Consider the following 24,525-nt stretch of genomic DNA (forward strand, 5'->3'; position numbering starts at 1 on the left):
CAGGCGTCGGGGTTGTTCTGGGCCAGCCGCCGCCGGATGGTGACGGCTTCTTCGGTGGGGGCGAGGGCTTCCTCGCGTCGCCCGGCCTCGGCGAGCCTGACGCCGAGGTTGTTCAGGGAGGCGGCGAGGTTGGGCAGCCAGGCGTCGGGGTTGGTCTGGGCCAGCCGACGGTAGATGGTGACGGCTTCCTCGGTGGGGGCGAGGGCTTCCTCGCGTCGCCCGGCCTCGGCGAGGCTGACGCCGAGGTTGTTCAGGGACGAGGCGAGGTTGGGCAGCCAGGCGTCGGGGTTGTTCTGGGCCAGCCGCCGCCGGATGGTGACGGCTTCCTCGGTGGGGGCGAGGGCTTCCTCGCGTCGCCCGGCCTCGGCGAGCCTGTTGCCGAGGTTGTTCAGGGACGAGGCGAGGTCGGGCAGCCAGGCGTCGGGGTTGGCCTCGGCCAGCCGCCGCAGCGGGGCGAGACCCTGCGCGCCGGCCTGCACGGCGTAGGCGGAGAGGTAGCGTCGCAGGTAGGGATCGGCCTGATCGGGCCGTCGCCCGTCGTCTGTCTGCTCGAGCAGCAGCCGGAGGACCGCTTCCGCGGCCACCTCCGCCGTGGGGCGGCCCGCCACCGTTTGTGTCACCGAACGGAGATGGGTGACGAACTCCCTGTGGTAGAGCCGGTAGACGGCTCGTCCGTCCTGCTCGTCCTCGACGATGTAGCGGCCGTAGCGCTCGAGGACCGCGTCCACCACGTCCGGCCCGTACGCGACGCCTGTCGTTCCCAGAGTCGTGGCCATGCGCTGCCAGAGCTCGCCCGCCGGCAGTCCACGCCCCTGCGCCCAGGCCAGCGCCCGCAGCAGGTCCTCGCCGGCCGCGGGGACCGGCCTGCCCTCGATCTCGATCGGGTCGACGGTGGCGAGGTCGGCGGCGAACGCCTCGGTGATCGACCCGCCGAGCAGCGTGGCCCAGCCCTGCCGGGTGGGGTTCAGCATGCGCCGGGCAAGGGTGCCGGTGACGATACGCGCGTAGAGGAACCCGCCGGCGTCGCCGACCGCGCGCCGGGCGATCTCCGCAGCCACCAGGTCGACCTGCTCGTCGGGGTGACCACCGCCGGCCAGGCGTCGCCGTGCGTAGTCGGCGATGTCCTGCTCGGCGTGAGACTCCGCCGCCAGGTCGAAGACCCTGCTGCTCTGCGGGACCATCGTCAACGCCGCGTCACCCTGCTCGGTGGTCTCCCGCCCGTCGGCGATTCGGGCTTCGTAGGCTCGGGCCCGGGTGGCCAGCAGGATCTTGGCCACCCGGCCCAGTGGCTCGATCAGATCCATACGCAACTGGCCGGCCTGAGCTGGTGCCGCCTCGTCCAGACCGTCCAGGACGATGACCGGGGGCACGTCCAGCCGGGACACCTCGGCGACGAGTTCGGCGGGTGTGGCCGGCTGCGCCAGGCCGAGGTCGTGAGCCAGGCTGGTGATGGTGGCTGACACGTCCAGTCCACGCAGGTGCACGGCGGCATCGACGCTGCCGGTGCCCGGGTCGGCGTCTTCAGCGTCGAGAGGCGCGTGTCGAAACAGGTCCGCTCGCCGCGTCGGGTCGGACAGGGCGGCTATGCGTCCCACCACGGCTGACTTGCCGCAGCCGGCCGGGCCGGTGACCGTGTAGATGCCGGGCTGTGGCTGCCTGAGCCAGCCGACGATGTCGGTCAGGACGGCGTGGCGGCCGGTGAAGAACCAGCCCTCGTCGAGCCGGTCACCGCCCTGGGCCGCTCGGACCAGATGCTCCACCAGCTCCGGCCGGCTGGTGGGCCGCCATCGGGGGTTGTGGAACACGGGCAGTGCGTCACCAGTCTGCACATCCACCAGACGTTGGCCGCAGTCGTCCGGCCATTCCCGCAGTGCGGCCTGAATCAGGTCACTTCCGGTGATGCCTCTGGTACGCACTGCCCACTGGGCGCGGTAGGCGCCCGTCGGCCCGTCGGTGAGCAACCGGGTGAGCTGATCGACGAGCAGGCCCTGCCCGTCGGCTTCTTCGTCGGGTTGCGCGGCGGCCAGCACCCCCAGCCAGGCTCGGCGCCCCGGCGGCAGTGACTGGCGGGCCCACGCGGCGATGGTCTTTCGGGCCACCTCGACCGTCCCGGCGCCCGCGTAGCAGGTGTCCAGCACGATCAGGGCCTGGTCGGCGACGGCTCGGGCGTGTTCGGCCAGCTTCCGCGGCTCGTAACTGGTGTCGGAGAAGGCCGGGTCACTGTCGATGGCCAGCAGATGCAGCTGGCCGTCGTCGTCCTTCCTCGCGTGGCTCGACCAGGCCACCAACGCCGCTGCCGGCTGGCCCGCGGCAACGCTGGCTGCCCGCCAGGCAGCGAGCTGGCCCGGCAGGCTCTCGTGGCGCGGGTCATCGATCCGGGTGGTCCGGAAACCGAACTCGCCCAGCCTGTCGGCCAGTGCGTCCATCTGGTCCCGCGCCCCGTCCAGCGGCTGCTGCCCCGACACCGGGAGGTAGTCCTCCACCGCGACACCGAGGAAGTAGCGTGCCGGCCCCTGGTCATCCATCCTGGCCGTCCCACACCATCACGTGCCTGGTCACCGGCTGCCCGCCGCCTCGGGGTGCCACAGCCACCTCGTACAGACCGGGTGGGAGACCTCCGACGGCGCGGGTGTAACGGCCCTGGCCGCGGTTGGCCATGGTCACCGCTGGCGGTGCTGCGGTGGCGTACGCATCGGTGATCGTCACCGCCAGCGCCAGCTCGTCACTGTCGGCGGTAACGGTCACCGTGAGGGGTTCACCCGGCGACACCATCTCCGGCACCCGCACCCCGAAGGCTCGCGGGTCACTCGGGCCGCGATGGAACCGGCGGATCTGGGTGAGGGCGAACTCGATCCCCTCACGTACGCCCCGGTCGTCCGGGAGGGCGCCGTGGGCCTGCAGGTGGGCCCGCTCCCGTGGCCCCTTGCCCTGAAGCTCGGGCGGCACGGCGGACAGGAACGGCACCCGGCCGTCGCCGCCCTCGTCCTGCCCGTCGATCTCATTCGACCACACATATCCGTCGCCGTCGGGAAGCATGACGGTCGGCGTGGGCTGGGCGAAACCGATGATCGGGTGAATCTCGTACGGGGATGTGTCACAGCGATCGCGAACGCCGTCCGCGATCTCACGATGAAAGGCTTCCGCATCGGCCAGCAGGGCCTTGTCCGGACCTTCGACGGGAACATCCCGCACGTACTGCAGCCCGTCCGGTTGGGCCACGCAGGCATAGGTCGGCACCAACTGATGCAGCGAGGGCAGGCTTCGCGCCAGGGCGGTGAGCCTCGCGAGTTCCCGATCCCGCACCCTCAGCCCGTCCACCAGATACCGCAGTGCCGGAAGTGAACCCCGGTACGGAGTGCCCATGGTCACCAGCGATCGGCACATCGCCGCCCCGCCCAGCACCTCCAGGAAGTACCGGACCACCAGGCCGCCCATGGAGTGGCAGATGAACACCAGCCGGGCCTGTGGATGCCCGGCCCCGCGCCAGCGCTCCAGCGCCGGCACCACCACCCGCTCCAGTTCTGTGGCGTTGTACCGGTTGGACAGGCGCCAGTCGTAGGGGAAGACGACGAGGTTGCCCGTACGGCCTGCCTCCGTCGGGTCCAGGGTGAACCGCTGCCGCAGCCAACGCACCAACCGCCGGTAACCGACCACCGGAGACCACACGCCGGGGATGACGTGCACCCCACCCAGAACGTCGACGGCAACCACCCCGTCTCCCGGATGCTCGTCGCCGATGTCGCTGGGCAGACGCAGCGCGGCGACTGAGCCGAGAGCGCTCACCAGTCCTCGCCAACCGGCGGCCGGCGACACGTCCCATACCGGATCGCCATTTCTGGCCAGAGCGCTGCCCATGATGCCCGGAACCACCACGACGAGATCCGTAACGGGGTGTCGCTGCAAGTGTCTGCCCTTCCGCCTCGATGATCGAGATTGACGGCGGTCCGATCAGTGACGTGAAGTGTATTTGCGTGGCAGTGGCGATGATCCGGGAGAACGAGTCGTGGTTCCGACACGGGGACCGCCTGCCGTGCCTCACTACGTACCCCTGCCGTCAGGCCGAACAGGCGGCGGGCCGGTCGATTCCGACCGGCCCGCCACCCCCGGGGGTTCAGCTCTGCGTGACCGCCTTCCCGCTGACCCGCAGCTGGTCGATCACCGCGGCGACCTCGGGCAGCCGCTCCCGGTAGACGTTCGCGGCGAGGCGCTGCGAGTACGTCTCGTAGATCGCCGCCAGCTCACCGGCCCGCTCGATGGCGACCGCGTGGATGCAGTTGCCCAGATACTCGTTGGGGGAGCCGGGGCTGTCCGCGCCGGAGCAGGACGGTCCGAAGATGGGCGCCTGCCCGACCCGGGGGTCGATCTCCGACATGGTGTCGGGGCAGGGGTCGCCGGGCGTCGCCTGCGTGCAGGGCGCGTAGTCGGACTCGGCGATGGTGTACGCCCGGCTGATGTGGGTGTCCGGCAGTTCCCGCCCCACCGGCGCGCCGGGGTGGCGGTAGTCGCTCGGCAGCAGGTTGCCGCCGAGCAGGTACGCGCTGAGCGACGCGTCGGAGTCCAGCGCCACCGGGAAACCGAGCTTGGTGTACGCCTGCAGCAGCCGGAACGCCTTCGTGACGTCCTTGGCGGCCGAGCGGAGATCCGAGGTCGGGTCCGCGAACTTCCGGTTGACCACCTGGTAGTACTCCTTCTGCTTGCCCCACAGCATCCGGTCGGCCAGGTGGCGCGCGATGGTCAGCCGCTCGGGGTTGTCGGCGAAGCCGGCACCCGCCTCGAACGCCGGCAGGTGCACCGACTCGTCGTCGTAGGTCATGTAGTAGACCTCGTCGTAGCAGTATCCGGTGGGCGGGTTGTCCCGGGTGCTCCACGAGCAGACGATGCCGGCGCTCTTCGTGTTGCGCCACGTCCGTACGTCCATCCAGAAGTTGCCCTGGTTGACGCTCATCTGGGCGTGCACAGTCAGTTGAAGGTCCGCCCTGGTGGTCTCGAGGCGCGGCCCGGTGGTGGTCCGGTGGTTGACGAGCTCCGCGTCGTAGCAGATCCGGAAGTGCGGCTCGAACTGCTCCTTCGTGCCGTGGGCGAGCAACTGGAACGCGCTCGGCAGGTCGGCGAGCCGCACGTTGGCGGGGATGCGTACGGCCGGCAGCGGACTGAACGGCGCGCACCCGGCCATCGTGCCGTTCCCGTTGTAGGCACGCGGCTGCTGGCCGGTCCAGTACGAGCGGGTGTTCGTCAACCGGGTCGGCGGCATCTGGTCCGGCCCGTACCACGGGTTGTATCCCCCCTTGGTGACCGAGTCGCGCAGCTTGCGCAGCTCGGTGGACTGGGCGTTGACGGCCGTCCTGTAGTTGTCCACCAGCCCGGTGAACAACGCGTTGCGGTGCCCGTCCGGGGTGGGCCGGCTGAACCGGCTGGAGGCGTCCACGATCTGCTGACCGGAACGGCCGATCCGGGCGGCGAAGGAGTCGTCGCCGGTCATGTCGCCGGCCAGCGCCGGGTTCTCCAGCGCCAGGGCGGTGAAGGGCCGCGTCGACATCGTCCAGACCCCGGCGTGCGGTGTCTTCGTGGTGGCCGGGTACGACGGATCCCAGGTGCGGGCCAGGTAGGACAGGTAGTCGATGGCGCCGTAGGGGCTCTTCTCGTCGAGCACCCGCACCGGATCGACAGTCGACTGCGACCATTCCGCCGGCGTGAGGACGAAGGGCGCTCCCGCGGCCGTGGAGGTCGCGGAGGTGAACAGCCGGCCCTCCGTCTCGTCGTACTGGGCCACCGAGAGGGGACGCCCGGTGCGCGCCTTGTATCCGACGTAGGTGTTGATGACGAACTCGGTGTCGTTCAGCGCGCTCTTCTTCAGCGCCTCCTGCATGGAGAGGCTGAGCTGGTCGACCTTCGTCTCCAGGCCGTAGATCTGCTGCTTGATCGCGTCGATGTCGCGGATCACGCCGCTCAGGTCGTCGCGCATCCGCAGCAGGACCGACATGATGTCGTCGTAGATCGCGGAGAGCATCGCCTCGACCCGGTCGAACCGCTCGTGCATCTCGGTACGCAGCTCGCCGACCTGCTCGCGCAGCTTGCCGATCTCCTGCATCACCAGTTCGTGCTCGCTCGGGCCGGAGCCCATGAACATCGGCAGCAGGGTCATCACGGCGCCGAGCACGTTACCGGTCAGCACCACTGTGCTCAGCGACCCGATCGCGTCGCTGAGGCTGAGACCGGCCACAGTGGGCAGGTACTTGTTGATGGCGGTGGCGATGCCGACCGCCGCCTTGCCGATCGCCAGCACCTCCTTGCCGGCTTTCTCGTCGGCGAACCCGGCGAGCGTGGCCAGGATGGTCACCGCGGACTCGGCGGCGTCGATCGCCACCTGCCGGCCGGCGGCCTCGGCCAGCGCGGCCGTGTAGTCCTGCGGCGTCGGCTTGGGGCCGGGCCCGATCGGATACTTCAGGTCCGCGGCGGCCAGCTTCTTGATGACCTCCGCGTTCTGCTCGGCGACCTTCTCCAACGCGCCGCGCAGCTCCGTGCGCAGCTCCGCGAGGTACGCCTGCTCGTTGCCCAGGTGCTCCAGGATCGCCTCGGTGTTGACGTAGGAGGCGAGCAGCGGGTCGGCGAGCAGTTGCTCGGTGGTCGCGGTGGAGCGCACGTTGAGCTGCGCGCCGATCTCCCCGTCCCAGGCCGCCGCGAGGTCGGCGTCCTGCGCCGCCGCCCGGGTGAGCTGCCCCCACGCGCGTTCCTGCTGCGCGTAGAGCGCATCCATCCACCGGTAGTTCTGGTACGCGCTGGTCACCGCGTCCTCGACCTCGGCCGAGGCGGTGATGGTGCCGCCGACGGTGGCGTCCAGCAGCCCCTTGACCATCGGCGCTCCGATGCTGACACCGGGGACGCCGGAGAGCGCGTCGATCAGCTTGATCACCGTGGCGTACGTGGTGCGGGCGGTGGTGTCGGAGATGCCCGCCGCGTTGACCGCCTGCCGCGTGGCGACCAGGTGCCGCACCACGTCGTCGCGGGACGCGCCGGCGTTGCGGCCCCGCCAGTCGAGCAGTTCCGCGGTGACCACCAGGTTCTTCAGGCCCGCCACGCCGCCGTTGTGCGCCCGCAGGTACGCGGCGAACACCCCGTCGTGGAACTTCGCCGCCTCGTAGTCCACCGCCTCAGCCGCCACCGCCGGCGTCGGGGACACGACCACCACCGCCGCCACGACCGCGGCGACAAGTGCTCTCCATCGCCGTCGGCGGCGGGGAGCCCACACCATCACACCCACTGGGATTCCTCCGGATCACTCCGCGCCACCGGGCGGTGAGCGCAGAGCGCAGCCTGTGGCCGCGTGCGTCCCGCCGGCCAGGGGTGGATGTCCCGCACCCGCCGGACGCCGCCGCTCAACCGCGCGGTGGGGTGTCGCCGTCCCGCGTCGCCCGGGACCGGTGCCCCTGGCGGGCCGGGACGGCATGCCGGTTGACTGCCCGGCATGACCGACACCTCGCCGGACCACATCCCGGCCCATGTGAAGAACTCCTATCCGACCTGCTCCGAGTACACCCGGACGCCCCGCCTCACCCCACCGCCGGCCGTCGCCCCGGGCGCGCTGGCCGATTCGGCGAGTGCCCGGAGGTGTCCGAGTGAACCGGGGCTGACGTGACCCCGCCCGTCCGGTGCGTCAACTTGGTTGTGTGCCGCCGCCCGGCCTGGCAGCCTGGTTGCCTCGGTCTGAGGAGAGGCGGCCATGACGCGTAGGTTCCTGCGGCCGGATGACCTGCACGGCCTGGTGTCGGAACAGTTCGGCTCCGATCGGCGGCTCGCTGCCCTGGACCGGCTCACCGGCGGCACCAAGAAGGGCGTCTACCGGCTTCGGCTTGACGACCGGACAACAGTGATGCTGTACGTGTGGGCCACGGACGAGAACTACTGGCCACCGTCGCCGGCCGTCCCGGACGACCCGTTCACCGATGCCTCGGGCGCGGATCTCTTCGCCGCCGGCCACGCGGCGCTCACCGCTGCGGGAGTGCGCGTACCGCACCTGCTGATGATCGACCGGGAGCGCCGGCACCTCGACGCCGACATCGCGCTCGTCGAGGACGCCGGCGCGCTGCGGCTGGAGGCGCTACTGGAGCACGACCGGGCCGCCGCCGCCACGCCGCTGTCCGCGCTCGGTGACGCCCTGCGTCGCATGCACACCGCCTTCGGCCCGCGTTACGGCAAGGTCGCGGACGTCGGCCGGGGTGAGGCGTCCCAGGCTCGACGCCCGGAGGACGTGATCGTCGACCGCGCGCTCGGCCATCTCGACGTGGCCGCGGCCCGCGACGCCCGGCTGGCCGACGCCCATCACCGGGTCGCCGCCCACGTACGCCACCTCAGGGGCGCGGTCACCGCACGCGAGGAGTACGGGCTGGTGCACGGTGAGCTCGGCCCGGATCACGTGCTCGTCACACCGGCTGGTGAGGCCGTCATGATCGATTTCGAAGGGCTGGCGTATTTCGATGTCGAATGGGATCACGCCTGGCTGCAGATGCGCTTCGGTGAGACGTATCCGGCGCTTCGGCCGGTCGATCTCGATCCCCACCGGCTGGAGTTGTACCGGTACGCGCAGACGTTGTCCTTGATCGAAGGGCCACTGCGGATCGCGGACACCGACTTCCCGGATCGGAAGTGGATGCTGGACCTGGCCGAGTGGAACATCAACAAGGCGCTCGCCGCGATCTGACGGCGACCTCAGTCGGCCGGACCGACGTGTGCCGCGAGCAGGCGCCACCCCTCGTCCTCGTCGAGGATCCATGTGCGCGTGTAGCGGACCCGGGCGAGGAACGGCTCGCCGGCAAGGGTGCCTTCCAGCGTGCCGAGGAACCATGTCACCCCGGTGCCGCCGACCACGAGCGCCGCCAGGTCCTCCTCGTGGACCCGGGTCATCGTCTGCTGGCCGGACCGGTGCGCGTGCAGGTCGTCCTGCTTGGAGTAGAGCCGGCCGTCCGGCCCGGTGAACACGAGGCGGTCGTCGATCAACCGATCCAGCGCCGCAACGTCGGAGGACAGCTGGGCTTGTTGAAGACGCCGTTCAGCGGTGCGTAAGTCCTCGACCGTGGTGCTGTCCGCGTCGCCGTTCCCAACGGGAAAACCATCGTCCTTCACTGTAGATAAGTTAACAGCGATCTCCGGGGAGCGGTATCGGGCAGATGACCGGCTGTGCAGGTCATCTGCGGTGGCTAGGTTCGCCCGGTGCCTAACGTAATCACTGCGGCGTCCGCAGGTACCTGGACTCTCGGCGACCTGACCGTCAACCGGATCGGATTCGGCGCGATGCGCCTGACCGGCAGGGGCGGTGTGGCGAGCGACCGCGAGCGCGTCATCGGCGTGCTGCGCCGGGCGGTCGAACTCGGGGTGAACCACATCGACACGGCGGCGTTCTACTTCTCGCCGCTGCGTTCGGCCAACGAGCTGATCAATACGGCGCTCTCGCCGTACGCCGACGACCTGGTCATCACCACGAAGGTCGGGCCGGGCCGCGACCCGTCCGGAGAGTGGCTGCCGCTGGCCCGCCCCGACCAACTGCGCGGACAGGTCGAGGAGAACCTGCGCCAGCTCGGCCGGGACCACCTGGACGTGGTCAACCTGCGCCAGCACGGGCTGGAGTCGGTCGCGGAACACTTCGGCGCGCTGGCCGACCTGCGCGACGCCGGCCTCATCCGGCATCTCGGCCTGTCGAACATCCGCCCGCAGCACCTCGCGCAGGCACAGGCGATCGCCCCGGTGGTCTGCGTGCAGAACCCGTACGGCGTCGACACCCGGCGCGTGCACGACCAGCTCGTGCGCACCTGCGGGGAGCAGGGCGTCGCCTTCGTGCCGTTCTTCGCGATCGCCGGCGACGGACGTGAGGCCGGCGGGGTGGCCACGAACGAGGCGGTGGCGGCCGTCGCCCGGGCCCACGGGGCGACGCCGGCACAGGTGCGGATCGCGTGGACCCTCAGCCGCGGACCGCACATGCTGGCCATCCCCGGCACGGGCGACCCCGACCATCTGGTCGAGAACCTAGCCGCCGGGGCGCTGCGCCTGTCGCCGGAGGAACTGGCCGGCCTCGACTAGCGGCGCCCCGCCAGGAGTCCACGACCCTCGACGGAAGGTTTCCCCCTTTGCGGGCAGCGGTCACGTCCCACTCCACTCCTCCGCCGCGCGGCTCCTGGCTGGCGGCTCGAGGACTCGTCCCCGAGCGCGGCCCTCGGCGCGTCCTGGCCGTCGCGACCTTCGTCAACATGGTGGGAATCGGCGTCTTCATGACGAGCGCCGTGCTCTTCTTCACCCGCGCCGTCGGGCTTCCCCTCGCGCAGGTGGCCCTGGGGATGGGCATCGCGGCGCTCGTCGGGATGCTCGCCGGGATCCCGACGGGGCATCTCGCCGATCGGCGGGGCCCGCGCGAGATCTATCTGCTGACGCTTGTCGTCCGAGCCACCACCACGGCCGCCCTCGTCTTCGTCCACACGTTCTGGCCGTTCGTCGTCCTGGTCTGCCTCAACCAGCTCGCCCAGTCAGCCGGCGGGGCGTCACGCGGCCCGCTGGTGCGCGGCTTCGGCGGCGCGAACCTGACCCAGTTCCGCGCCTACCTCCGTTCGGTTGCCAACCTCGCCGGAGCCTGCGGTGCCCTCGTCGCCGGCGCCGCGGTGCAACTGGACACCCGCGCCGCCTACCTGACCCTGGTCGTCGGCAACGCCGTCAGCTTCGTGGCGTGCGCCGCCGTCATCACCCGGCTGCCCTCACTGCCGCCCATCGCGGTACCCCGCACGAGCGGACGCTGGATAGCACTGAAGGACAAGCCGTACATGGCCGTCACCGTGCTCGACGCGGTCATGGGAATTCAGGGCCAGGTGCTGGTCTTCGCGCTGCCGGTGTGGATCATCTCGCGTACCGACGCTCCGCGCTGGTTCGTCGGGGCGGCCGTGCTCGTCAACACCGCTCTCGTGGCGGCGCTCCAGGTCAGGGCGAGCAGGGGGATCGACACCGGTCCGGCGGCCGGGCGGGCCATCCGTCGCTCCGGGTTGGCGTTCCTGGTGGGGATGGCCCTGATCGCCGCCACGTCGACGATGCCCGGATGGCTCGCCGTGGCATTGATGACGCTGGGAGTCGCCGCGCACACGGTGGGCGAGCTGTGGCACACGGCGGGCTCGCTCGAGTTGCAGTTCCTCCTCGCGCCCGCACACGCGCAGGGGCAGTACACGGGAGTCGCCGGTCTCGGCGCGGGGCTGGCCAACGTCGCCGCCCCTTCCGTCCTGGGCCTGCTCTGCATCGCCTGGGGCGCCCCCGGTTGGCTGCTGATGGGCGCCGTCTTCGTCGCGGTCGGTCTGGTCGCCCCGGCGGTCGTCCGATGGGGTGAACGGACGCGTCCGGAGCCGGTCGTGGCCGGCTAGCCCGGCGGCTTCGGCGCTGCGTCGCGGTCCGTCCCGCGCCACTGCCCACCATCGGTCGGGGCCAGGATGGCGGCGCTGACCCCGTGCACGAAGTCCCGGACGTCGTCGGCCCGGCCGGGGTCGGTGTCCTGGCCGGAGTCGTACCACCAGTCGCGGGCCCAGACGGCGAGGTCGGCCCAGCGGGGGCAGGCGGTGGCGGTCTGGTCGGCGGCCTGCCGTTTGGACAGTTGCCGGCCGTTGCGCAGACGTTGGTAGGCGCGGCAGAGGGTGAGTACCGCGTACGCCTGGGCTCCGGGCGTGGTCATCTGGGTCACCCAGGTGGGCCAGTCACGGACGTGGTCCAGCAGGGCGGCGCGGACGCGGTCGGGTTCGACGGCGGGCAGCAGTTCGTCGGCAGGGGGTCCCAGCAGCGTACGGCCGTAGTCGTGTACGGCGGCCCAGGTCACGACGCGGTGGGTGGTGGCGGGTAGCAGGTGCAGCGACTCCCCGGGGCTGATCCGGGCGATCAGGTGGTCCCGGCCGCCGACGTCGCGGACCGCGTCCAGTGACACGTACTCCACTTCGATCCGGCCCGCCCACTGCGGGTGCCGCCGGTCGAGGTCCGCGTGCAGCCCGGCGAGTACGCCGAGGAGCTTCTCGTCCGGGTCGCTCGCGAGTACCGCGAGCAGGTCGAGGTCGCTGCGGTCGGCGGCGAAGTCCCCTGCCACGAGCGAGCCGTGCAGGTAGAGGCCGCGCAGCCGGTCGGCAAGCGCACGGCACCACGCCTCGCGGAGGTCGGCCAGAACCATGTCGGGTAGGACCACCAGGCGATCCTGCGCCACGCACCGCCGGTGCCGCCACCGAGTAGACCGATCCGGCACGCTTTGCCGCGCGGATCATCCGCGGGCCGCGCCTACACGCTCGGCGAATTGCGGTGCCGCTCCGCGATGCCCGCCCCGGCCTGACGCTGTGCATCGTGCCGGTGCTGGTCGGCGCCGGCCCGGCGGACCGCAGCCGAATCCTCGTCCGACGGGCGCCTCGTCCGGTCGCGCCGGGCGACGAAGACGACGAGTGCCAGCACCGTCACCACGACCACCGCGAGCGACACCAGCATCGTTCTCATGCTCGTTGACGCTACGGCATACGCGCCACCTTCGGCGTGCTGGCGGTCGCGGGGCTGCCCCCTCCGCCGCCGGATGGCAAGCTCAGGTGTCGTGATCGATGACTTCGCGAAGATCCGTCAGCGCCGGCGGCTCAGGTCGGCACGTCACGCGCCGGTCGGGAAGGGTGATGGGGACGCGGTGCGGAACCCGGATCTCGCGGAGGCCCGCCGGTGAGGGCGGTCATCGTCGCGGCCGCTGTCGCCTTCGTCATCTCCCTTTTCGGTACGCCGGTGGCGGTGCGCGTCTTCAGCGCGCTGAAGGCAGGTCAGCCGATCCGGTCCATCGGGCTGGCCAGCAACGAGGGCAAGGTGGGCACGCCCACGATGGGCGGCGTCGTCTTCATCGTGGCGACGGTCCTCGCGTACGTCGCCGGGCACCTCGCCCTGACCACCCTGCCCGAACGGCAGATCGCGCAGGAGGGGCCCACCATGACGGCCCTGGTGCTGCTCGGGTTGTTCGTCTTCTGCGGCGCGGTCGGCTTCTTCGACGACTTCCTCAAGGTGCGCCGGCGCAACTCCGACGGGCTGTCCGCAAAGGGCAAGCTGCTCGGGCAGGCCCTCGTCGGCGGCGGGTTCGGGGTGGCCGCGCTGTACGTGCCGAGCACGAACGGCCAGACCGTGGCCAGTGAGCACATCTCGCTCATCCGCGACATCAGCTGGCTGGATGTCGGCAAGGTCGGCGCGGTCCTGGTCTTCATCTTCGTGATCACGGCGATGTCCAACGGTGTGAATCTCACCGACGGCCTCGACGGCCTGGCCACCGGCGCGTCGATCCTGGTGCTCGGCGCGTACTCGCTGGTCGGCTTCTGGCAGTACCGGCACTGGTGCGCCGACGACGGGTACGCCCGCGTGAACGAGTACTGCTACCAGGTCCGCGATCCGCTGGAGATCGCCATGATCGCGGCCGCGGCGGCCGGCGCCTGCGTGGGCTTCCTGTGGTGGAACACGTCCCCGGCGCGGATTTTCATGGGGGACGTGGGCGCGCTCGGGCTGGGCGGCCTGATCGGCGGGCTCGCGGTGGTGACCCGTACGACGCTGCTCTCGATCCTGATCGGCGGGCTGTTCGTCATCATCACCACGACCTGGGTGATCCAGATCGTCTCGTACCGGACCACCGGCAAGCGGGTCTTCCGGATGGTGCCGCTGCACCACCACTTCGAGCTGGCCGGATGGAGCGAGTCCACCATCGTGGTCCGATTCTGGATCGTGGCCGGAGTCTGCGTCGCGGCCGGCCTGGGCCTGTTCTACTCGGACTTCCTGGCGGCTGTGGGATAGCGGCGGAGCGACAGGAGACGCCGGCTCAGGCGGACCACTGCGCGGTGTCGCCGTCGCGGAGGTGGTCCAACTCCGCGAGGTACATCGCCTGGAGGCGGTCGTGGTGCCGGACCAGCAATCTGACCTCATCGGCGCTGTAGCCCTCGACGAGCCGTTCCGCCCGCTCGGCGAAACGCTCGTACGGCCGCTCCAGGTCGGCGACCCGCTCCGGGCGCACCGTGACGACGACTCGCCGCCGGTCCGCCGGGTCGCGCTCGGCGGTCACGTAGCCGGCCCGCTGGAGCCGGCGGAGCATGCTGGTGACCGCCCCGGTGGTGAGGTTGGTCCGTTCGGCGATCTGCCCCGCCGTGGCGGATCCGATGTCGGCCAGGTAGTCGAGGCATTCCAGGTCGCTCACGGTGAGGCCCAACCGCTCCGCGACGGCGTACCGGAACACCATGGACAGCCGCGACGTCTCCCGCCCGGCGCGCATCAGGTCGGCGATCGCGGAGGCGCGGGCCGGATCGTGGGACATGCGGGCAATCATGCCTCCGGCACGGTGACCCGGTGCAGCCGAGGTAACACGCGGGTCAGCACCCAGTGCGGCGCCGCCGCGCCGCCGGTGAGACGGTGCATCAGCTTCCCGGCGGTGTCGACGGCGCGGAAGGCGTACGGCACCATCTCGTCCTGGTATCCGGCGATCGCCTCCTCCACGGGTGTGCCGTTGTCCCGGGCGTCGACCAGTCGCCGGCCGAGCAGGGCGGCGTCGCGGAGCGCGGTGTTGCCGCCGTGCGCGCCGAACGGCGGCATGACGTGCACGGCGTCGCCCATCATCGTCGCCCGGGGGACGGCCCACCGGATCGGCCGCCGCCCGGTGGCGAAGAGGTTCAGCACCGTGGCGTCCAGTTCGGCCGTGTCGACCAGCCGCCGGGCGAGCGGGTGGAAGTCCCTGCTCCGGCTGGCCGCCAGGTGCCACAGTGCCCGCAGATCTCCGCGTACGCCGCCGGGCAGCTCGTCGCGCCGCAGCAGCAGCGCCCACATGACGTAGTCGTCGCCGGTGGGGGCGTAGCTGCCCGGGGCCAGGCGCGTGAACGCCTCCCGTGGGCTCTCGCCGAACCGCATGGAGGTGAAGAAGAAGGCGCTGCCCGGCCGGTCGGCGATGGCCAGGACCCCGCTGGTACGCAGTGCGTCCGGGATGACGCTCGCGCCGTCGCGCCACAGCGGTGACCGGCCGTAGATGCCCGCCATCGGGGTGTCCGCCGGGTCGGCGTCCGGCACCAGCTGCGCGCGTAGCGCCGAGCCGACGCCGTCCGCGCCCACCACGACCGTCGCGGCTGCGGCCCCGCCGTCGGAGAACCGCAGCCGCAGCCCGGCCGGGCCGCCGCTGTCCACCGCGACGGCGGTCTTGCCGTAGTGGATGCGCCCGTCCAGCCCGGACTGCAGGATCGACCGCAGGGTCAGCCGGTCCACCTGACGGGTCTCGTGCGGGTCGTCCTTGAAGGTGACGGTGAAGGCGTCCCGCAGCCGCCTGTCGGTGAAGCGCAGCTGCCCGCCGGGCTCGTCGCCGGTGGCCAGCGCCAGGCGGTACAGCGGGCGCGGCAGGCTCTCGCGCAGTGCCGCCAGCCCGTACCGGTCGAGAATGATCCGGTAGCCCTGCCGCCGGATGAAGGGGCCCGGGTCCCGCTCGTAGACGTGCACGTCGATGCCGGCGCGCATCAGGTACTGGGCGAGGCAGAGGCCGGAGAGGCCGGCGCCGGCGATCGCCACTGAGAAGCCTGTCGATGCACTCATGGCGGTTATCTTAATCATTAAGATGATTCGGGCAAGGTCGTCGCAGGACGCGCCACTGTGCATGGTCACTCTGGACTGATACTCAAGTTGCTTGTATATTCGGCTCATGGGATCAGCTTCGCGTCCCGCGCTACGGGAACCGTCTTACTTCGTCCTTGCTGCTCTGCTCGGCGGACCGCTCCACGGTTATGCCGTGATCAAGCGGGTCAATGAGCTGTCCGACGGGCGGGTGACCCTCGCCGCCGGATCGCTGTACTCCGTGATCGACCGGCTGCTCGGCGAAGGACTCGTCACCACCGACGGTGAGGAGATCGTCAACGGGCGTGCCCGTCGCTACTACCGGCTCACCGACGAGGGCTGTCGCGTACTCACCGAAGAGGCCGACCGGCTCGCCCAGGCCGCCCGGGTGGTCATGGACCGCCTGCCACGCCGGGTCGCATCGCAGGCAATCGCCCGTCAACCTTCTACCGCGAGGATCAGACCAGCATGAGTTCCGATGTCTTGGAAAAGCGCTACCGGATGCTGCTGCGGGCCTACCCCGCCGACTACCGCCGCGAACGCGCCGACGAGCTGATCGACACGCTGATCGGCGACGAACCGACCACCCGCCGCTGGCCCAGCCTCCGGCAGGCGGCATCGCTGATCCGCGGCGCCCTACGGGTACACGGTGGCAGCACCGCGCCCCGGCCCACCGCCGTGCTGTTCTGGCAGGGCATCCACCTGGGCGCCATGGCGGTGCTGGCGTTGGGTGTGCTCATCGGCCTGGACGACATCATCGAGGCATTCCAGTTCGGCGGACTCTCGGACCCCCTGACCGTCGTCAAGAATCAGGGCGTCCACGAGATCGTGCTGATCGCCGCGCTGGTGGCGCTCGTCGCGGGCCGCGCCCGTACCGCTGCCGCCCTGGCGGTGGCTGCGGCGGTGGTGCCGACCGTGATCTCCACGTACCTGTTCTCCAACGGCCTGCCACAGTGGTGGGCGCCGATCGTCGCCGCGCCTCTGATCATTCTGGGCCTGCGGCGTCCGGCGGACGTGCCGCCGGCGCCCCGGGCCAACGCTGTTCTGGTCACCGCCGGCATACTCGCCCTGCACCTGATCCCCGCGGGCGGTTTCCGCATGGTCGACCCGGGCGTGCGGGCGGCAGCCGCCGCCATGGTGATCGTCGGCGTGGCGGCCTTCCTGTGGGTGGCGACGGCCGATCAGCGGCTGCTGATCGCCGTCGTCCCCACCCTTCTCCTGGGTACGCTCTACCAGCTGGACAACAGTGGGTTGACGGGGGAACTGCTGCGCCGGCCCGACGCGCTGCCGTCCCTGGTGGTCGCGGTCCTCATGGCGGTTGTCGCTGTCGTGTCGACCCGGCTGCGACAGCGCACCCGCGCCTGACCGACATAGGGGCGGTCCGGTCATGACCGGCGTCAGCTGATGCGTGCTCGGGCCAGTGGAGGACCTGTTGCCGAGTCCGCCTCTACGAGATCAAGCGCGTTCCGCTCGGTGCGGGTCGAGGCGCGGCAAGCCGGGCAGACCAGGGCCAGGCGGACAAGGTCTTACGTCCGGTAGGGCGCTCCACCTTGTCACCCTGGCCCTGGCCCGCTCACGGAGCAGCGTGGGCATCCGCGTACGGAGAGTCGGGGTACCGTCGATGGGTGGCGGCCGGCTGATTCGCCTGGCCTCTTGAGCTTGGAGCGGCGTTATGGCCTCGTCCGTCGATCCGCGCTTTGGGGTAGCTCTGCGGGAGTTTCGGGAGCGGCGTGGCCTGTCGCTTCGGTCTCTCGGGCAACTCGCTCATCGGAGTAAGAGCCATCTGCACGAGTTGGAGGCAGGGCTCAAGGCTCCGACGGTCGACACAGCGCGTCACCTGGACCGGATTCTCGACGCCGGGGGAGTGCTTGCTCGGCTGGTCGATGCGCCGATCGACCATGCGGCCGAGGCCGGCGAGTTGCGGGCGAGAGTCGCCGCGAGTGATGTCAGCAACGACATGCTCGAGCGGATCGAGCAGGGCGTTGACGACCTTGCCAGCTCCTATCCGACGATGGCGCCGGCGGATCTGTTGCCGTTGGTGCGGCGGCACCTCTCCTATGTGGTGCGGCTGCTGGACGGGCGGGTGACGCTTGCTCAACAGCGTCGGCTGTTGGTTGCCGGCGGTTGGCTGGCCGTGCTGCGGGCCACGGTCCACATCGATTTGCGGCAGCGGAATGCTGCGGCTGCTCATCTGCGAGCTGCCCGTGACCTTGCCGAACATGCTGAGCATCCCGAGATCCAGGCATGGTGTCTGGAGACGCGGGCTTGGGACGTGCTGACGCAAGGTGACTACCGTTCGGCACTCGATCTTTCCCAGCAGGCTCAACGGGTCGCGCCTCAGGGCAGCTCGGCCAGGATCCAGGCTACTGCTCAGGAGGCCCGTGCATGGGCTCGCATTGGGGACGTTGCTGCCACCCGGCGAACGCTGGATCGGGTAGAGAGGTTGGCGGCGAACTTGCCCGTTCCCGAGCGAGCCGAGCATCACTATCGCTACGACCCTGCCAAGGCCGCCGCCTATACGGCCACGACTTTGGCGTGGGCCGGTGACCCGGGCGCCGAGCAGGTGGCTCGGGCCGTACTGGCCGATCTGGATCCGCACGGCGACGGGGGAGCGCGGCCACGCCGGTCGGCATCGGCGCGTCTCGACCTCGGGCTTGCTCTCGTCGCCGCCGGTCAGTCGGACGAAGCGGTTGCGCTCGGGGCGCAGGCCGTGGCATCCGGGCGAGTGGTGCCGTCGAACTGGTGGCGAGCCGCGGAACTGCTGGCCAAGGTCGAGGATCTCGGAGTGCCCGAGGCCGCGATGCTCCGTGAACTGTGCGTCGAGTACGCCCCGGTCCGACGATCAACAGCGGACAGCACGCCTGGTTAGCGGACAGTCACCTTCTGGATCGTAGGCGCACGCGGCGCGACGCTGGACCTCACTGAACCGGGCGCGGATCGAGGCACATCAGCAGTGCCTCTTCGTGCTCTCATCACGGAGGGCCAGTAGATGACGGTGCCTGTCGGGCCCCTGCGGCGACTCGTGGGCCGGTACCTCCCGTCGATTCCGACGGCGTACGGCGTCGGGCAGCGCATCCAGATGATGGAGCAGGACATTGCCCGGCGGCGGTTGCTGGACCAGGCGCGAGGCGGGCAACAGGCCCCGGCGGGAGCCGGGGACACATCGATGTCGCGGGAGCGGCGCGTCTCGTATGACGAATACCTGTCTGCCACCGCGCTGACTCTTGCTCGCAGGCACCGGCCGGTGTGGTCGTGGCGGCTCTGGCGGCGCGTCTGCCGCTGTGGGTCCGACCTGCCGTGTCGCGCCCGGCACCGGATTCCGATCGATCGGGGCCACTGGCCGTCGGAGGGTGAGCAGTGAGCAGCGAGCAGGAACAGGCGATCCTCGCGGTTCATGTCCGAGGGCTCGACGGCATGTGTGCCGGGTGCCGGGCGTGGTGGGCGCGGCTCACGCCGTACCCGTGCTGGCAGGTGAAATGGGCGACGAGCCGGCAGGCGCGGGCGATCACCGCGCGGTTCCTGGAGGGTGCGCGGTGACCACCCACGGGCCGGTCATGCCGGTGTGGAGCTGTGGCGGCTGCGACCTGCCCTGGCCGTGCCCTACGCGCAAGCGCGAGCTGCGCGCGGAGTTCATGGATGCGCCGGTGTCGCTGGCGCTGTACCTCGGCGCCTATCTCGTCCAGGCCACCGAGGACATGCCCTGGACGCCGGCGGGCGTGTTGCACCGCCGGTTCCTCGGCTGGACCAGGGAGACCGGCCCGCCCATGCCAGCCGAATCGGAGCCGGGTGTTCGACCGGGTACGGACGACCGGGCGCCACCCGCGTGGAACTGGCGGCCTACCCGCTGGATCAATGGAGCACGCTGAAGAACGCGCGCAGGTCGGCAGCGAGCAGGTCGGGCTCTTCCTGGGCGAGGAAGTGGCCGCCGACGGTGGGCTCGCGCCAGTGGGTGAGGTTGGCGTAGGTGCGTTCGGCGAACGACCGGGGCAGGCCGGCGTCCTCCACGCTGACAGTGATTCCGGCGGGCACGGCGACCATTGGCAGGTGGGGGGCCAGGCGGTCGTCACGGTAGGGCCGGAAGGACGTGCCGATGCAGTTGGTGACCCAGTACAGCATCACGGTGGTCAGCAGCTCGTCGAAGCCGAACCGGCGGGTGATGTCGCCGCCGCAGTCGCTCCAGCGCTGGTACTTCTCGATGATCCATGCGGCCAGTCCGGACGGCGAGTCGCTCAGCGCGGCCGCAAGGGTGTCGGGCCGTGTCTCCTGGATGATTCCGTAGCCCCAGTCGTCTTGGGCCTTCGCGTCGAGCATGGCGATGAACGCCTCCTCGGCCGGGCTGAGGTCGCCCCTGCGGTCCGCCGGGGGGAACTTGATGTGCTGCGAGAAGACCCCGATGACCCGATCTGCGTGGCGGGCGCCGAGCCACGTCGACACGCCGGAGCCGATGTCGCCACCGTAGGCGCCGAAGCGGTCGTAGCCCAGACGGGTCATCAGCTCGGCCCACACGTCCGCGACAGCTGCCTCGGTCGTCGGGCCCTCGGCGAGTGGCCCGGAGAAGACGAAGCCGGGCAGGCTCGGTATGACGAGGTCGAAGTCTGCGAGCCGGGACACCAGGGGCAGCATCTCCGTGTACGCGCTGGGCCAGCCGTGGGTCAGGATCAGCGCCGTGGCGTCGGGCGATGCCGAGCGGACATGAACGAAGTGGACCGGCGTGCCTCGGACCGTGGTGACGAACTGGGGGTACCGGTTGAGGGCACGCTCGGCCGCACGCCAGTCGAATCCGTCGAGCCAGTACCGCACCAGATCTGCCAGGTAGCCAGGGTCGGTGCCGGCGGCCCACGGCTCTCCCGGTGCGGCCGGCACGAGCCTCGTCCGCGAAAGCCGAGCCCGCAGGTCCTCCAGGACGGCTTCGGGCACATCGATGTGGAAGGGCGTCACCCGATCATGGTCTCATCGCCAGGCTCGATCTCCGATCCCCCGAGGAGCGTGATTCAGGCCGGAGCCGCTGTGAGGGGGCACTATCGTGTCCACGTGCCTTCAGACGTACATCCGGCCTTGGATGTCTTGATGCCCGCGGCGTTCCTGGGCCACGGCAACCCCATGAACGCCCTCGAGGTCAACCGGTACACCTCCGCGTGGAGAGCCTTCGGCGCTGCGGTGCCGCGTCCCCGCGCGATCCTGGTGGTCAGTGCCCATTGGTACATAAACGCCACGGCCGTCACCGCGATGCCCCGGCCGAGGACCATCCACGACTTCTACGGGTTTCCTCAGGAGCTGTTCGAGGTGCAGTACCCGGCGCCGGGGCTGCCCGAACTGGCTGAGGAGGTCAGTGACGTCGTCCATCCGACCTGGGTCGGGGCGGACGTCGACAGCTGGGGCATCGACCATGGCACCTGGTCGGTGCTGACGCATGCCTTTCCGGACGCGACGATTCCCGTCGTCCAGCTCAGCATCAACGCCGACAAGCCGATGGACTACCACCTTCAACTCGGCGCCCGGCTCGCTCCACTGCGTCGGCGTGGAGTGCTGATCGTGGCGAGCGGCAATGTCGTGCACAACCTGCGCGGCATGGACTGGGCGCTGGCCGACGACGGCTTCGACTGGGCGCGACGCTTCGACGAGGACGCCAAAACCCGGATGCTGACCGACCCGGGCGAGTACGCGACCCTCGACGCGCACGGGGACTTCCGCCGTGCGGTACCGACACCGGACCACTTCATCCCCGCGTTGTATCTCGCCGGTCTGGCCGCAGCCACGGACACCCCCGACACCGAGGTCCTGGTCGACGGCTACGCCTACGGCTCGTTGTCCATGACGGCCTACACCCTGGGCATGTCCTGTCCACCGGCTGCCGGCCGGGGCGGATCCCCGCAGCCACCGCCCGGGCTGCCGCCGGACGGCTCCAACATCTGAGCAGGTGCGGGCTGGTCAACCGCTTCGGTGCCCGGGCGGCCGCACTCAGGTCGCCCGGGCATCGCGGGCTACGCCGTCGGCCTGGCTCGGTGCAGGATCTGGGCCAGCTCGACCGGTCGGCTGAGCATCGGCCAGTGCCACGTCGGCAGTTCCTCGTACCGCCACGGATCGCCGGCCATGTGCCGGCACAGCGGCACGGTGGCGGCCATCTGGCGTGCCTGCTCGACGGTGAAGCTCGACAGCACGCCGAGGCGGGGCACCTTCTCCCACGCCCCGGTGAGCCGCACCGGGGTGGTGGCAGTCGACCACGGCTGGGCCACCGACCGCTCAGCGAGCAACGCGACGACCGATTCATCAACGTCTGCCGCGCCCGCCGCCAGCTCGGCCCACGGCGGGGGTGGCAGCCGCCAGCCGTCGCCGTGTTCGGCGACCACCGCCGCGTTGCGTTCACGCTCCTGGGGCGGGCTGAAATCGGCGTTCGCCGCGCCGTCGGGTAGCGGGCCGGTGTCGACGTAAACCAGTTGGGCGATGCGGTCGGTCATGCGGTCGGCAACGGCGGTCGTCACGACCGCGCCGGCGTAGCTGTGCCCGACGAGAACCACGTCGTGCAGGTCCTCGTAGCGCAGCAGGTTGACCACGTCGGTGACGTGGACGTCGAGGTCGGTGTCCGGGCGGGCCAGGTGGGCGCGCTCGCCCAGGCCGGTCAGGCTCAGCGGGTACACCTCGTGGCCGTGCCCGCGCAGGGCGGCGGTGACCGGCCGCCAGGCCCATGCGCCGAGCCAGAACCCGGGAACCAGTACGAAGGTCGTCATGCATGCCACGCTACGATCAATACCGGACATGTTCCGCCCGGATGAGAAATGGGGATTCTTGACCCGGCCGACCGCGCGCGTACTGGCGTTGCTGGAGATCCTCCAGGCCGGCGGCGGCTTCACCGTCGCGGACCTGGCCGGTCGGCTGGGCGTCGACGAGCGCACGGTCCGCCGGTACGCCGCGCACCTCGCCGACCTGGGCATCCCGGTCGAGGCCCGGCGCGGTCGCTACGGCGGATACCGGCTCGCGCCTGGATACAAGCTGCCGCCGCTCATGCTCACCGACGAGGAGGCGGTCGCCGTCATGCTCGGGCTCGTCGCCGCTACCCGGGCCGGGCTGGTCACCATCGAAGGCGCGGCCGCCGAGAGCGCGACCGCGAAGATTCGCCGGGTGCTGCCGGCCGTTCTCGCCCGGCGAATCGATTCGCTGCTGGAGACCGTGGACTTCACCGCACGGGTCCGGAAGTCGGCCCCGCCCGGCATCGAGGTGCTGCTGGTGCTCGCCGAAGCGGCCCGGCATCAGCAACCGGTGAGCATCACCTACACCACCTGGCGCGGCCAGTCCGGCGAGCGCCGGCTCGACCCGTACGGGCTGGTCTTCCACGCCTGCCGCTGGTACGTCACCGGTCACGACCACCACCGCCAGGCCGTACGGACGTTCCGCCTCGACCGCATCGGGACAGCCCACCCCCTTCAGGGCAGGTTCGACATCCCGGCCGGCTTCGATCCCACCACGCAGGTACTCACCGGTCTGGCAGCCGTGCCGTACGCGCACGACATCTCCGTGGTGCTGCACACCAGCCTGGAGCAGGCGCAGCGACGAATCCCGCCCTCGGTCGGCACGCTCACCGAGGTGCCCGGCGGAGTGCGTCTCACCGCCCGAGCCGAACGGCTCGACGGTGCGGCACAGATGCTCGCCGGGCTCGGCTGGCCGTTCACGATCGACCGACCGGACGAACTCAAGGACGAGGTGCGGGCCCTGGCCGCCCGACTGCTCGCCGACGCCACCGCTTGAGGCTCGGAAAAGGTGGTCAGACCCGCCTCGGCCCACGTGCGGACGGCGCGCGGCCGGGTCAGGCCGGCGGATCGTCCCGGAAGAGAGCTTCCCGCACGCCTCGGCCGCCCCAGCGGGTGGCGACGAGTTCGGGACGAGGACGGGTCGGCTCGGGCACCCCACGGTGCCGTCTGGTGTCGGGCGCAGGACGGTCCCAGTCGGCGATCAGCGCGAAAGGATCGGTCACGCGGTCCGGCCCGTCGTCACACCGCTCCCGGACAACCATCGCGGGAAAGAAGCGCAGTTCCTGCGCCGTCCCGCAGTCGTCGGTCCGCGAGGCGATCACGGCCCCGCAGCCTTGACAGGCGACGCAGGGGATCCAGCCCACCATCGACCAGCAACCCGTGCGGACGCGGTCATGGACGAAGCGTGTCCCGCGTACGTCGCCGGGCGAGAGGACGAAGGTGTCGGTGACCTGATCACGGCCGTAGGCGGCCTCGTCGATCGCGTAGGTGCCGGGGCCAAGGAGCGGCGGGTTCACCTGGTGGCAGTCCAGGACCGACCAGTGCGGCGCCGCCGGCAGTTCCACCAACCGGACCGGGACGCTCAGCGGCTTCCCGCAGCCCGCACACCGAAAGCGCTCCACTGCCGCAGTGTGACATCGCCGCCGAGCGGCGGCACGCGCTGCTGTCAAAGCCTCTCCCGGCAGTCCGGGTACGCCTTCACGACCCCGGCTCGGGGGCCGGCGCCCCGTCGAGCAGGGCGCCCAGTCGAGCGGCGGATTCGTCGGTGAGCCGATAGACGCCCTGACGGCTGACGGCGCGTTCGAGACGGCCGTTGACGCCCCGGCACGGTTGCCGGCCTCCCGGGGCCGGACCGTCAGCGCTTGGCGACGGTGAGCAGCACCGCTGAGTCTTCGAGCGCCTCCAGATTGTGCCGGCGGTCCGGCACGATCAGCAGGTCGCCGGCAGCACCGTCCCAGGAGGTCTCGCCGGCGCCGAGCCGGACCCGGCCGTGCAGGACGTGGACGGTGGCCTCGCCGGGGTTCTCGTGTTCGCCGAGCATCTGCCCGGCGGTCAGCGCGATCAGCGTCTGCCGGAGCGTGTGCTCGTGGCCGCCGTAGACGGTGGAGCTGCTGCGGCCGCTGGAGGAGGTGTGCGCGAGTTCCAGCTGCTCGCGGGCCAGTGCGGTGAGGGATGACTTCTGCATGAGGTCTCC

Annotated in this window: 22 protein-coding genes; 10 read left to right on the top strand and 12 right to left on the bottom strand. The window is 70.8% G+C overall.

The features are described from left to right. The 3 genes from AB0B20_RS17180 to AB0B20_RS17190 all read right to left on the bottom strand — a co-directional run. Positions 1–2,525, bottom strand: a 2,525-nt coding sequence (locus AB0B20_RS17180; RefSeq protein ID WP_357471667.1) for a tetratricopeptide repeat protein, incomplete at its 3' end; no start/stop codon positions are given. After that, positions 2,518–3,855, bottom strand: coding sequence for a hypothetical protein (locus tag AB0B20_RS17185; RefSeq protein WP_357385725.1), 1,338 nt, complete (start codon positions 3,853–3,855; stop codon positions 2,518–2,520). The genes AB0B20_RS17180 and AB0B20_RS17185, both read right to left, overlap by 8 nt. A 256-nt stretch (positions 3,856–4,111) precedes the next feature. Continuing rightward, on the bottom strand, positions 4,112–7,258 hold the full coding sequence (locus AB0B20_RS17190; RefSeq protein ID WP_357471670.1) for a hypothetical protein: 3,147 nt from the start codon (positions 7,256–7,258) through the stop codon (positions 4,112–4,114). 459 nt (positions 7,259–7,717) lie between these two features. On the opposite strand from AB0B20_RS17190, the gene AB0B20_RS17195 reads away from it, so the two are divergent. Then, entirely contained in the window at positions 7,718–8,695 is a 978-nt protein-coding gene (locus AB0B20_RS17195) for an aminoglycoside phosphotransferase (protein WP_357385729.1), read from the top strand. A gap of 8 nt (positions 8,696–8,703) precedes the next feature. Here the strand turns inward: AB0B20_RS17195 and AB0B20_RS17200 are convergent, their stop codons facing one another. Further along, complete coding sequence (locus AB0B20_RS17200; RefSeq protein ID WP_357385731.1) at positions 8,704–9,117, bottom strand: nuclear transport factor 2 family protein; 414 nt, start codon at positions 9,115–9,117, stop codon at positions 8,704–8,706. A gap of 87 nt (positions 9,118–9,204) precedes the next feature. Here AB0B20_RS17200 and AB0B20_RS17205 point away from each other — a divergent pair, with 87 nt between their 5' ends. Both AB0B20_RS17205 and AB0B20_RS17210 read left to right on the top strand, forming a co-directional pair. Next, positions 9,205–10,068: an aldo/keto reductase gene (locus AB0B20_RS17205; RefSeq protein WP_357385733.1), complete on the top strand. Its 864-nt coding sequence runs from the start codon at positions 9,205–9,207 to the stop codon at positions 10,066–10,068. A gap of 47 nt (positions 10,069–10,115) precedes the next feature. Then, on the top strand, positions 10,116–11,384 hold the full coding sequence (locus AB0B20_RS17210) for an MFS transporter (RefSeq protein WP_357471673.1): 1,269 nt from the start codon (positions 10,116–10,118) through the stop codon (positions 11,382–11,384). Here AB0B20_RS17210 and AB0B20_RS17215 read toward each other — a convergent pair. After that, positions 11,381–12,187, bottom strand: coding sequence for an aminoglycoside adenylyltransferase domain-containing protein (locus AB0B20_RS17215; protein ID WP_357471676.1), 807 nt, complete (start codon positions 12,185–12,187; stop codon positions 11,381–11,383). The genes AB0B20_RS17210 and AB0B20_RS17215 overlap by 4 nt on opposite strands. Positions 12,188–12,276: 89 nt before the next feature. Then, positions 12,277–12,486 carry a hypothetical protein gene (locus AB0B20_RS17220; RefSeq protein ID WP_357385739.1) on the bottom strand — a complete coding sequence of 70 codons (210 nt, stop codon included), beginning with the start codon at positions 12,484–12,486 and terminating at the stop codon, positions 12,277–12,279. 210 nt (positions 12,487–12,696) lie between these two features. Here AB0B20_RS17220 and mraY point away from each other — a divergent pair, with 210 nt between their 5' ends. Then, the gene (gene mraY, locus AB0B20_RS17225; RefSeq protein WP_357385741.1) at positions 12,697–13,800 is read left to right on the top strand and encodes a phospho-N-acetylmuramoyl-pentapeptide-transferase; all 1,104 of its coding nucleotides are present in this window, start codon (positions 12,697–12,699) and stop codon (positions 13,798–13,800) included. A gap of 25 nt (positions 13,801–13,825) precedes the next feature. Here mraY and AB0B20_RS17230 read toward each other — a convergent pair whose 3' ends face one another. Continuing rightward, positions 13,826–14,314, bottom strand: coding sequence for a MarR family transcriptional regulator (locus AB0B20_RS17230; RefSeq protein ID WP_357385743.1), 489 nt, complete (start codon positions 14,312–14,314; stop codon positions 13,826–13,828). Positions 14,315–14,322: 8 nt separating this feature from the next. Continuing rightward, complete coding sequence (locus AB0B20_RS17235) at positions 14,323–15,570, bottom strand: NAD(P)/FAD-dependent oxidoreductase (protein ID WP_357385745.1); 1,248 nt, start codon at positions 15,568–15,570, stop codon at positions 14,323–14,325. A gap of 106 nt (positions 15,571–15,676) precedes the next feature. On the opposite strand from AB0B20_RS17235, the gene AB0B20_RS17240 reads away from it, so the two are divergent. From AB0B20_RS17240 to AB0B20_RS17255, 4 genes are all read left to right on the top strand, one after another. After that, entirely contained in the window at positions 15,677–16,060 is a 384-nt protein-coding gene (locus tag AB0B20_RS17240; protein WP_357385747.1) for a PadR family transcriptional regulator, read from the top strand. A 1,200-nt stretch (positions 16,061–17,260) separates the two neighbouring features. Next, positions 17,261–18,457, top strand: a complete 1,197-nt coding sequence (locus AB0B20_RS17245) for a helix-turn-helix transcriptional regulator (RefSeq protein ID WP_357471678.1) — start codon at positions 17,261–17,263, stop codon at positions 18,455–18,457. A gap of 488 nt (positions 18,458–18,945) precedes the next feature. Continuing rightward, complete coding sequence (locus tag AB0B20_RS17250) at positions 18,946–19,125, top strand: hypothetical protein (RefSeq protein ID WP_357385751.1); 180 nt, start codon at positions 18,946–18,948, stop codon at positions 19,123–19,125. After that, on the top strand, positions 19,122–19,454 hold the full coding sequence (locus AB0B20_RS17255) for a hypothetical protein (RefSeq protein ID WP_357385753.1): 333 nt from the start codon (positions 19,122–19,124) through the stop codon (positions 19,452–19,454). Before AB0B20_RS17250 ends, AB0B20_RS17255 begins: the two co-directional genes overlap by 4 nt. Here the strand turns inward: AB0B20_RS17255 and AB0B20_RS17260 are convergent. Further along, on the bottom strand, positions 19,438–20,526 hold the full coding sequence (locus tag AB0B20_RS17260) for an epoxide hydrolase family protein (RefSeq protein WP_357471681.1): 1,089 nt from the start codon (positions 20,524–20,526) through the stop codon (positions 19,438–19,440). The genes AB0B20_RS17255 and AB0B20_RS17260 overlap by 17 nt on opposite strands. 129 nt (positions 20,527–20,655) lie before the next feature. On the opposite strand from AB0B20_RS17260, the gene ygiD reads away from it, so the two are divergent. After that, positions 20,656–21,501, top strand: coding sequence for a 4,5-DOPA dioxygenase extradiol (gene ygiD, locus AB0B20_RS17265; RefSeq protein ID WP_357471683.1), 846 nt, complete (start codon positions 20,656–20,658; stop codon positions 21,499–21,501). Between the two features lie 68 nt (positions 21,502–21,569). Here ygiD and AB0B20_RS17270 read toward each other — a convergent pair whose 3' ends face one another. Beyond that, complete coding sequence (locus AB0B20_RS17270; protein WP_357471686.1) at positions 21,570–22,313, bottom strand: alpha/beta fold hydrolase; 744 nt, start codon at positions 22,311–22,313, stop codon at positions 21,570–21,572. A 58-nt stretch (positions 22,314–22,371) separates the two neighbouring features. On the opposite strand from AB0B20_RS17270, the gene AB0B20_RS17275 reads away from it, so the two are divergent. Beyond that, positions 22,372–23,328, top strand: coding sequence for a YafY family protein (locus AB0B20_RS17275; protein ID WP_357471689.1), 957 nt, complete (start codon positions 22,372–22,374; stop codon positions 23,326–23,328). Positions 23,329–23,386: 58 nt separating this feature from the next. Here AB0B20_RS17275 and AB0B20_RS17280 read toward each other — a convergent pair whose 3' ends face one another. Together AB0B20_RS17280 and AB0B20_RS17285 are read right to left on the bottom strand one after the other, a co-directional pair. Beyond that, positions 23,387–23,896, bottom strand: coding sequence for a hypothetical protein (locus tag AB0B20_RS17280; protein ID WP_357385763.1), 510 nt, complete (start codon positions 23,894–23,896; stop codon positions 23,387–23,389). 290 nt (positions 23,897–24,186) lie between these two features. Next, on the bottom strand, positions 24,187–24,516 hold the full coding sequence (locus AB0B20_RS17285) for a cupin domain-containing protein (RefSeq protein WP_357385765.1): 330 nt from the start codon (positions 24,514–24,516) through the stop codon (positions 24,187–24,189). Positions 24,517–24,525: the final 9 nt, after the last annotated feature.

Origin of the sequence: Micromonospora sp. NPDC049151 (genome assembly GCF_040648395.1) — a bacterium.
Classification (GTDB): Bacteria; Actinomycetota; Actinomycetes; order Mycobacteriales; family Micromonosporaceae; genus Micromonospora.

Bases quoted from the DNA above. Each gene is read 5' to 3' on its own strand.
- AB0B20_RS17240 (WP_357385747.1), top strand. From the start codon at position 15,677: ATGGGATCAGCTTCGCGTCCCGCGCTACGGGAACCGTCTTACTTCGTC.
- AB0B20_RS17235 (WP_357385745.1), bottom strand. From the start codon at position 15,570: ATGAGTGCATCGACAGGCTTCTCAGTGGCGATCGCCGGCGCCGGCCTC.
- AB0B20_RS17185 (WP_357385725.1), bottom strand. From the start codon at position 3,855: ATGGGCAGCGCTCTGGCCAGAAATGGCGATCCGGTATGGGACGTGTCG.
- ygiD (WP_357471683.1), top strand. From the start codon at position 20,656: ATGCCCGCGGCGTTCCTGGGCCACGGCAACCCCATGAACGCCCTCGAG.
- AB0B20_RS17195 (WP_357385729.1), top strand. From the start codon at position 7,718: ATGACGCGTAGGTTCCTGCGGCCGGATGACCTGCACGGCCTGGTGTCG.
- AB0B20_RS17230 (WP_357385743.1), bottom strand. From the start codon at position 14,314: ATGTCCCACGATCCGGCCCGCGCCTCCGCGATCGCCGACCTGATGCGC.
- AB0B20_RS17270 (WP_357471686.1), bottom strand. From the start codon at position 22,313: ATGACGACCTTCGTACTGGTTCCCGGGTTCTGGCTCGGCGCATGGGCC.
- AB0B20_RS17245 (WP_357471678.1), top strand. From the start codon at position 17,261: ATGGCCTCGTCCGTCGATCCGCGCTTTGGGGTAGCTCTGCGGGAGTTT.
- AB0B20_RS17220 (WP_357385739.1), bottom strand. From the start codon at position 12,486: ATGAGAACGATGCTGGTGTCGCTCGCGGTGGTCGTGGTGACGGTGCTG.
- AB0B20_RS17285 (WP_357385765.1), bottom strand. From the start codon at position 24,516: ATGCAGAAGTCATCCCTCACCGCACTGGCCCGCGAGCAGCTGGAACTC.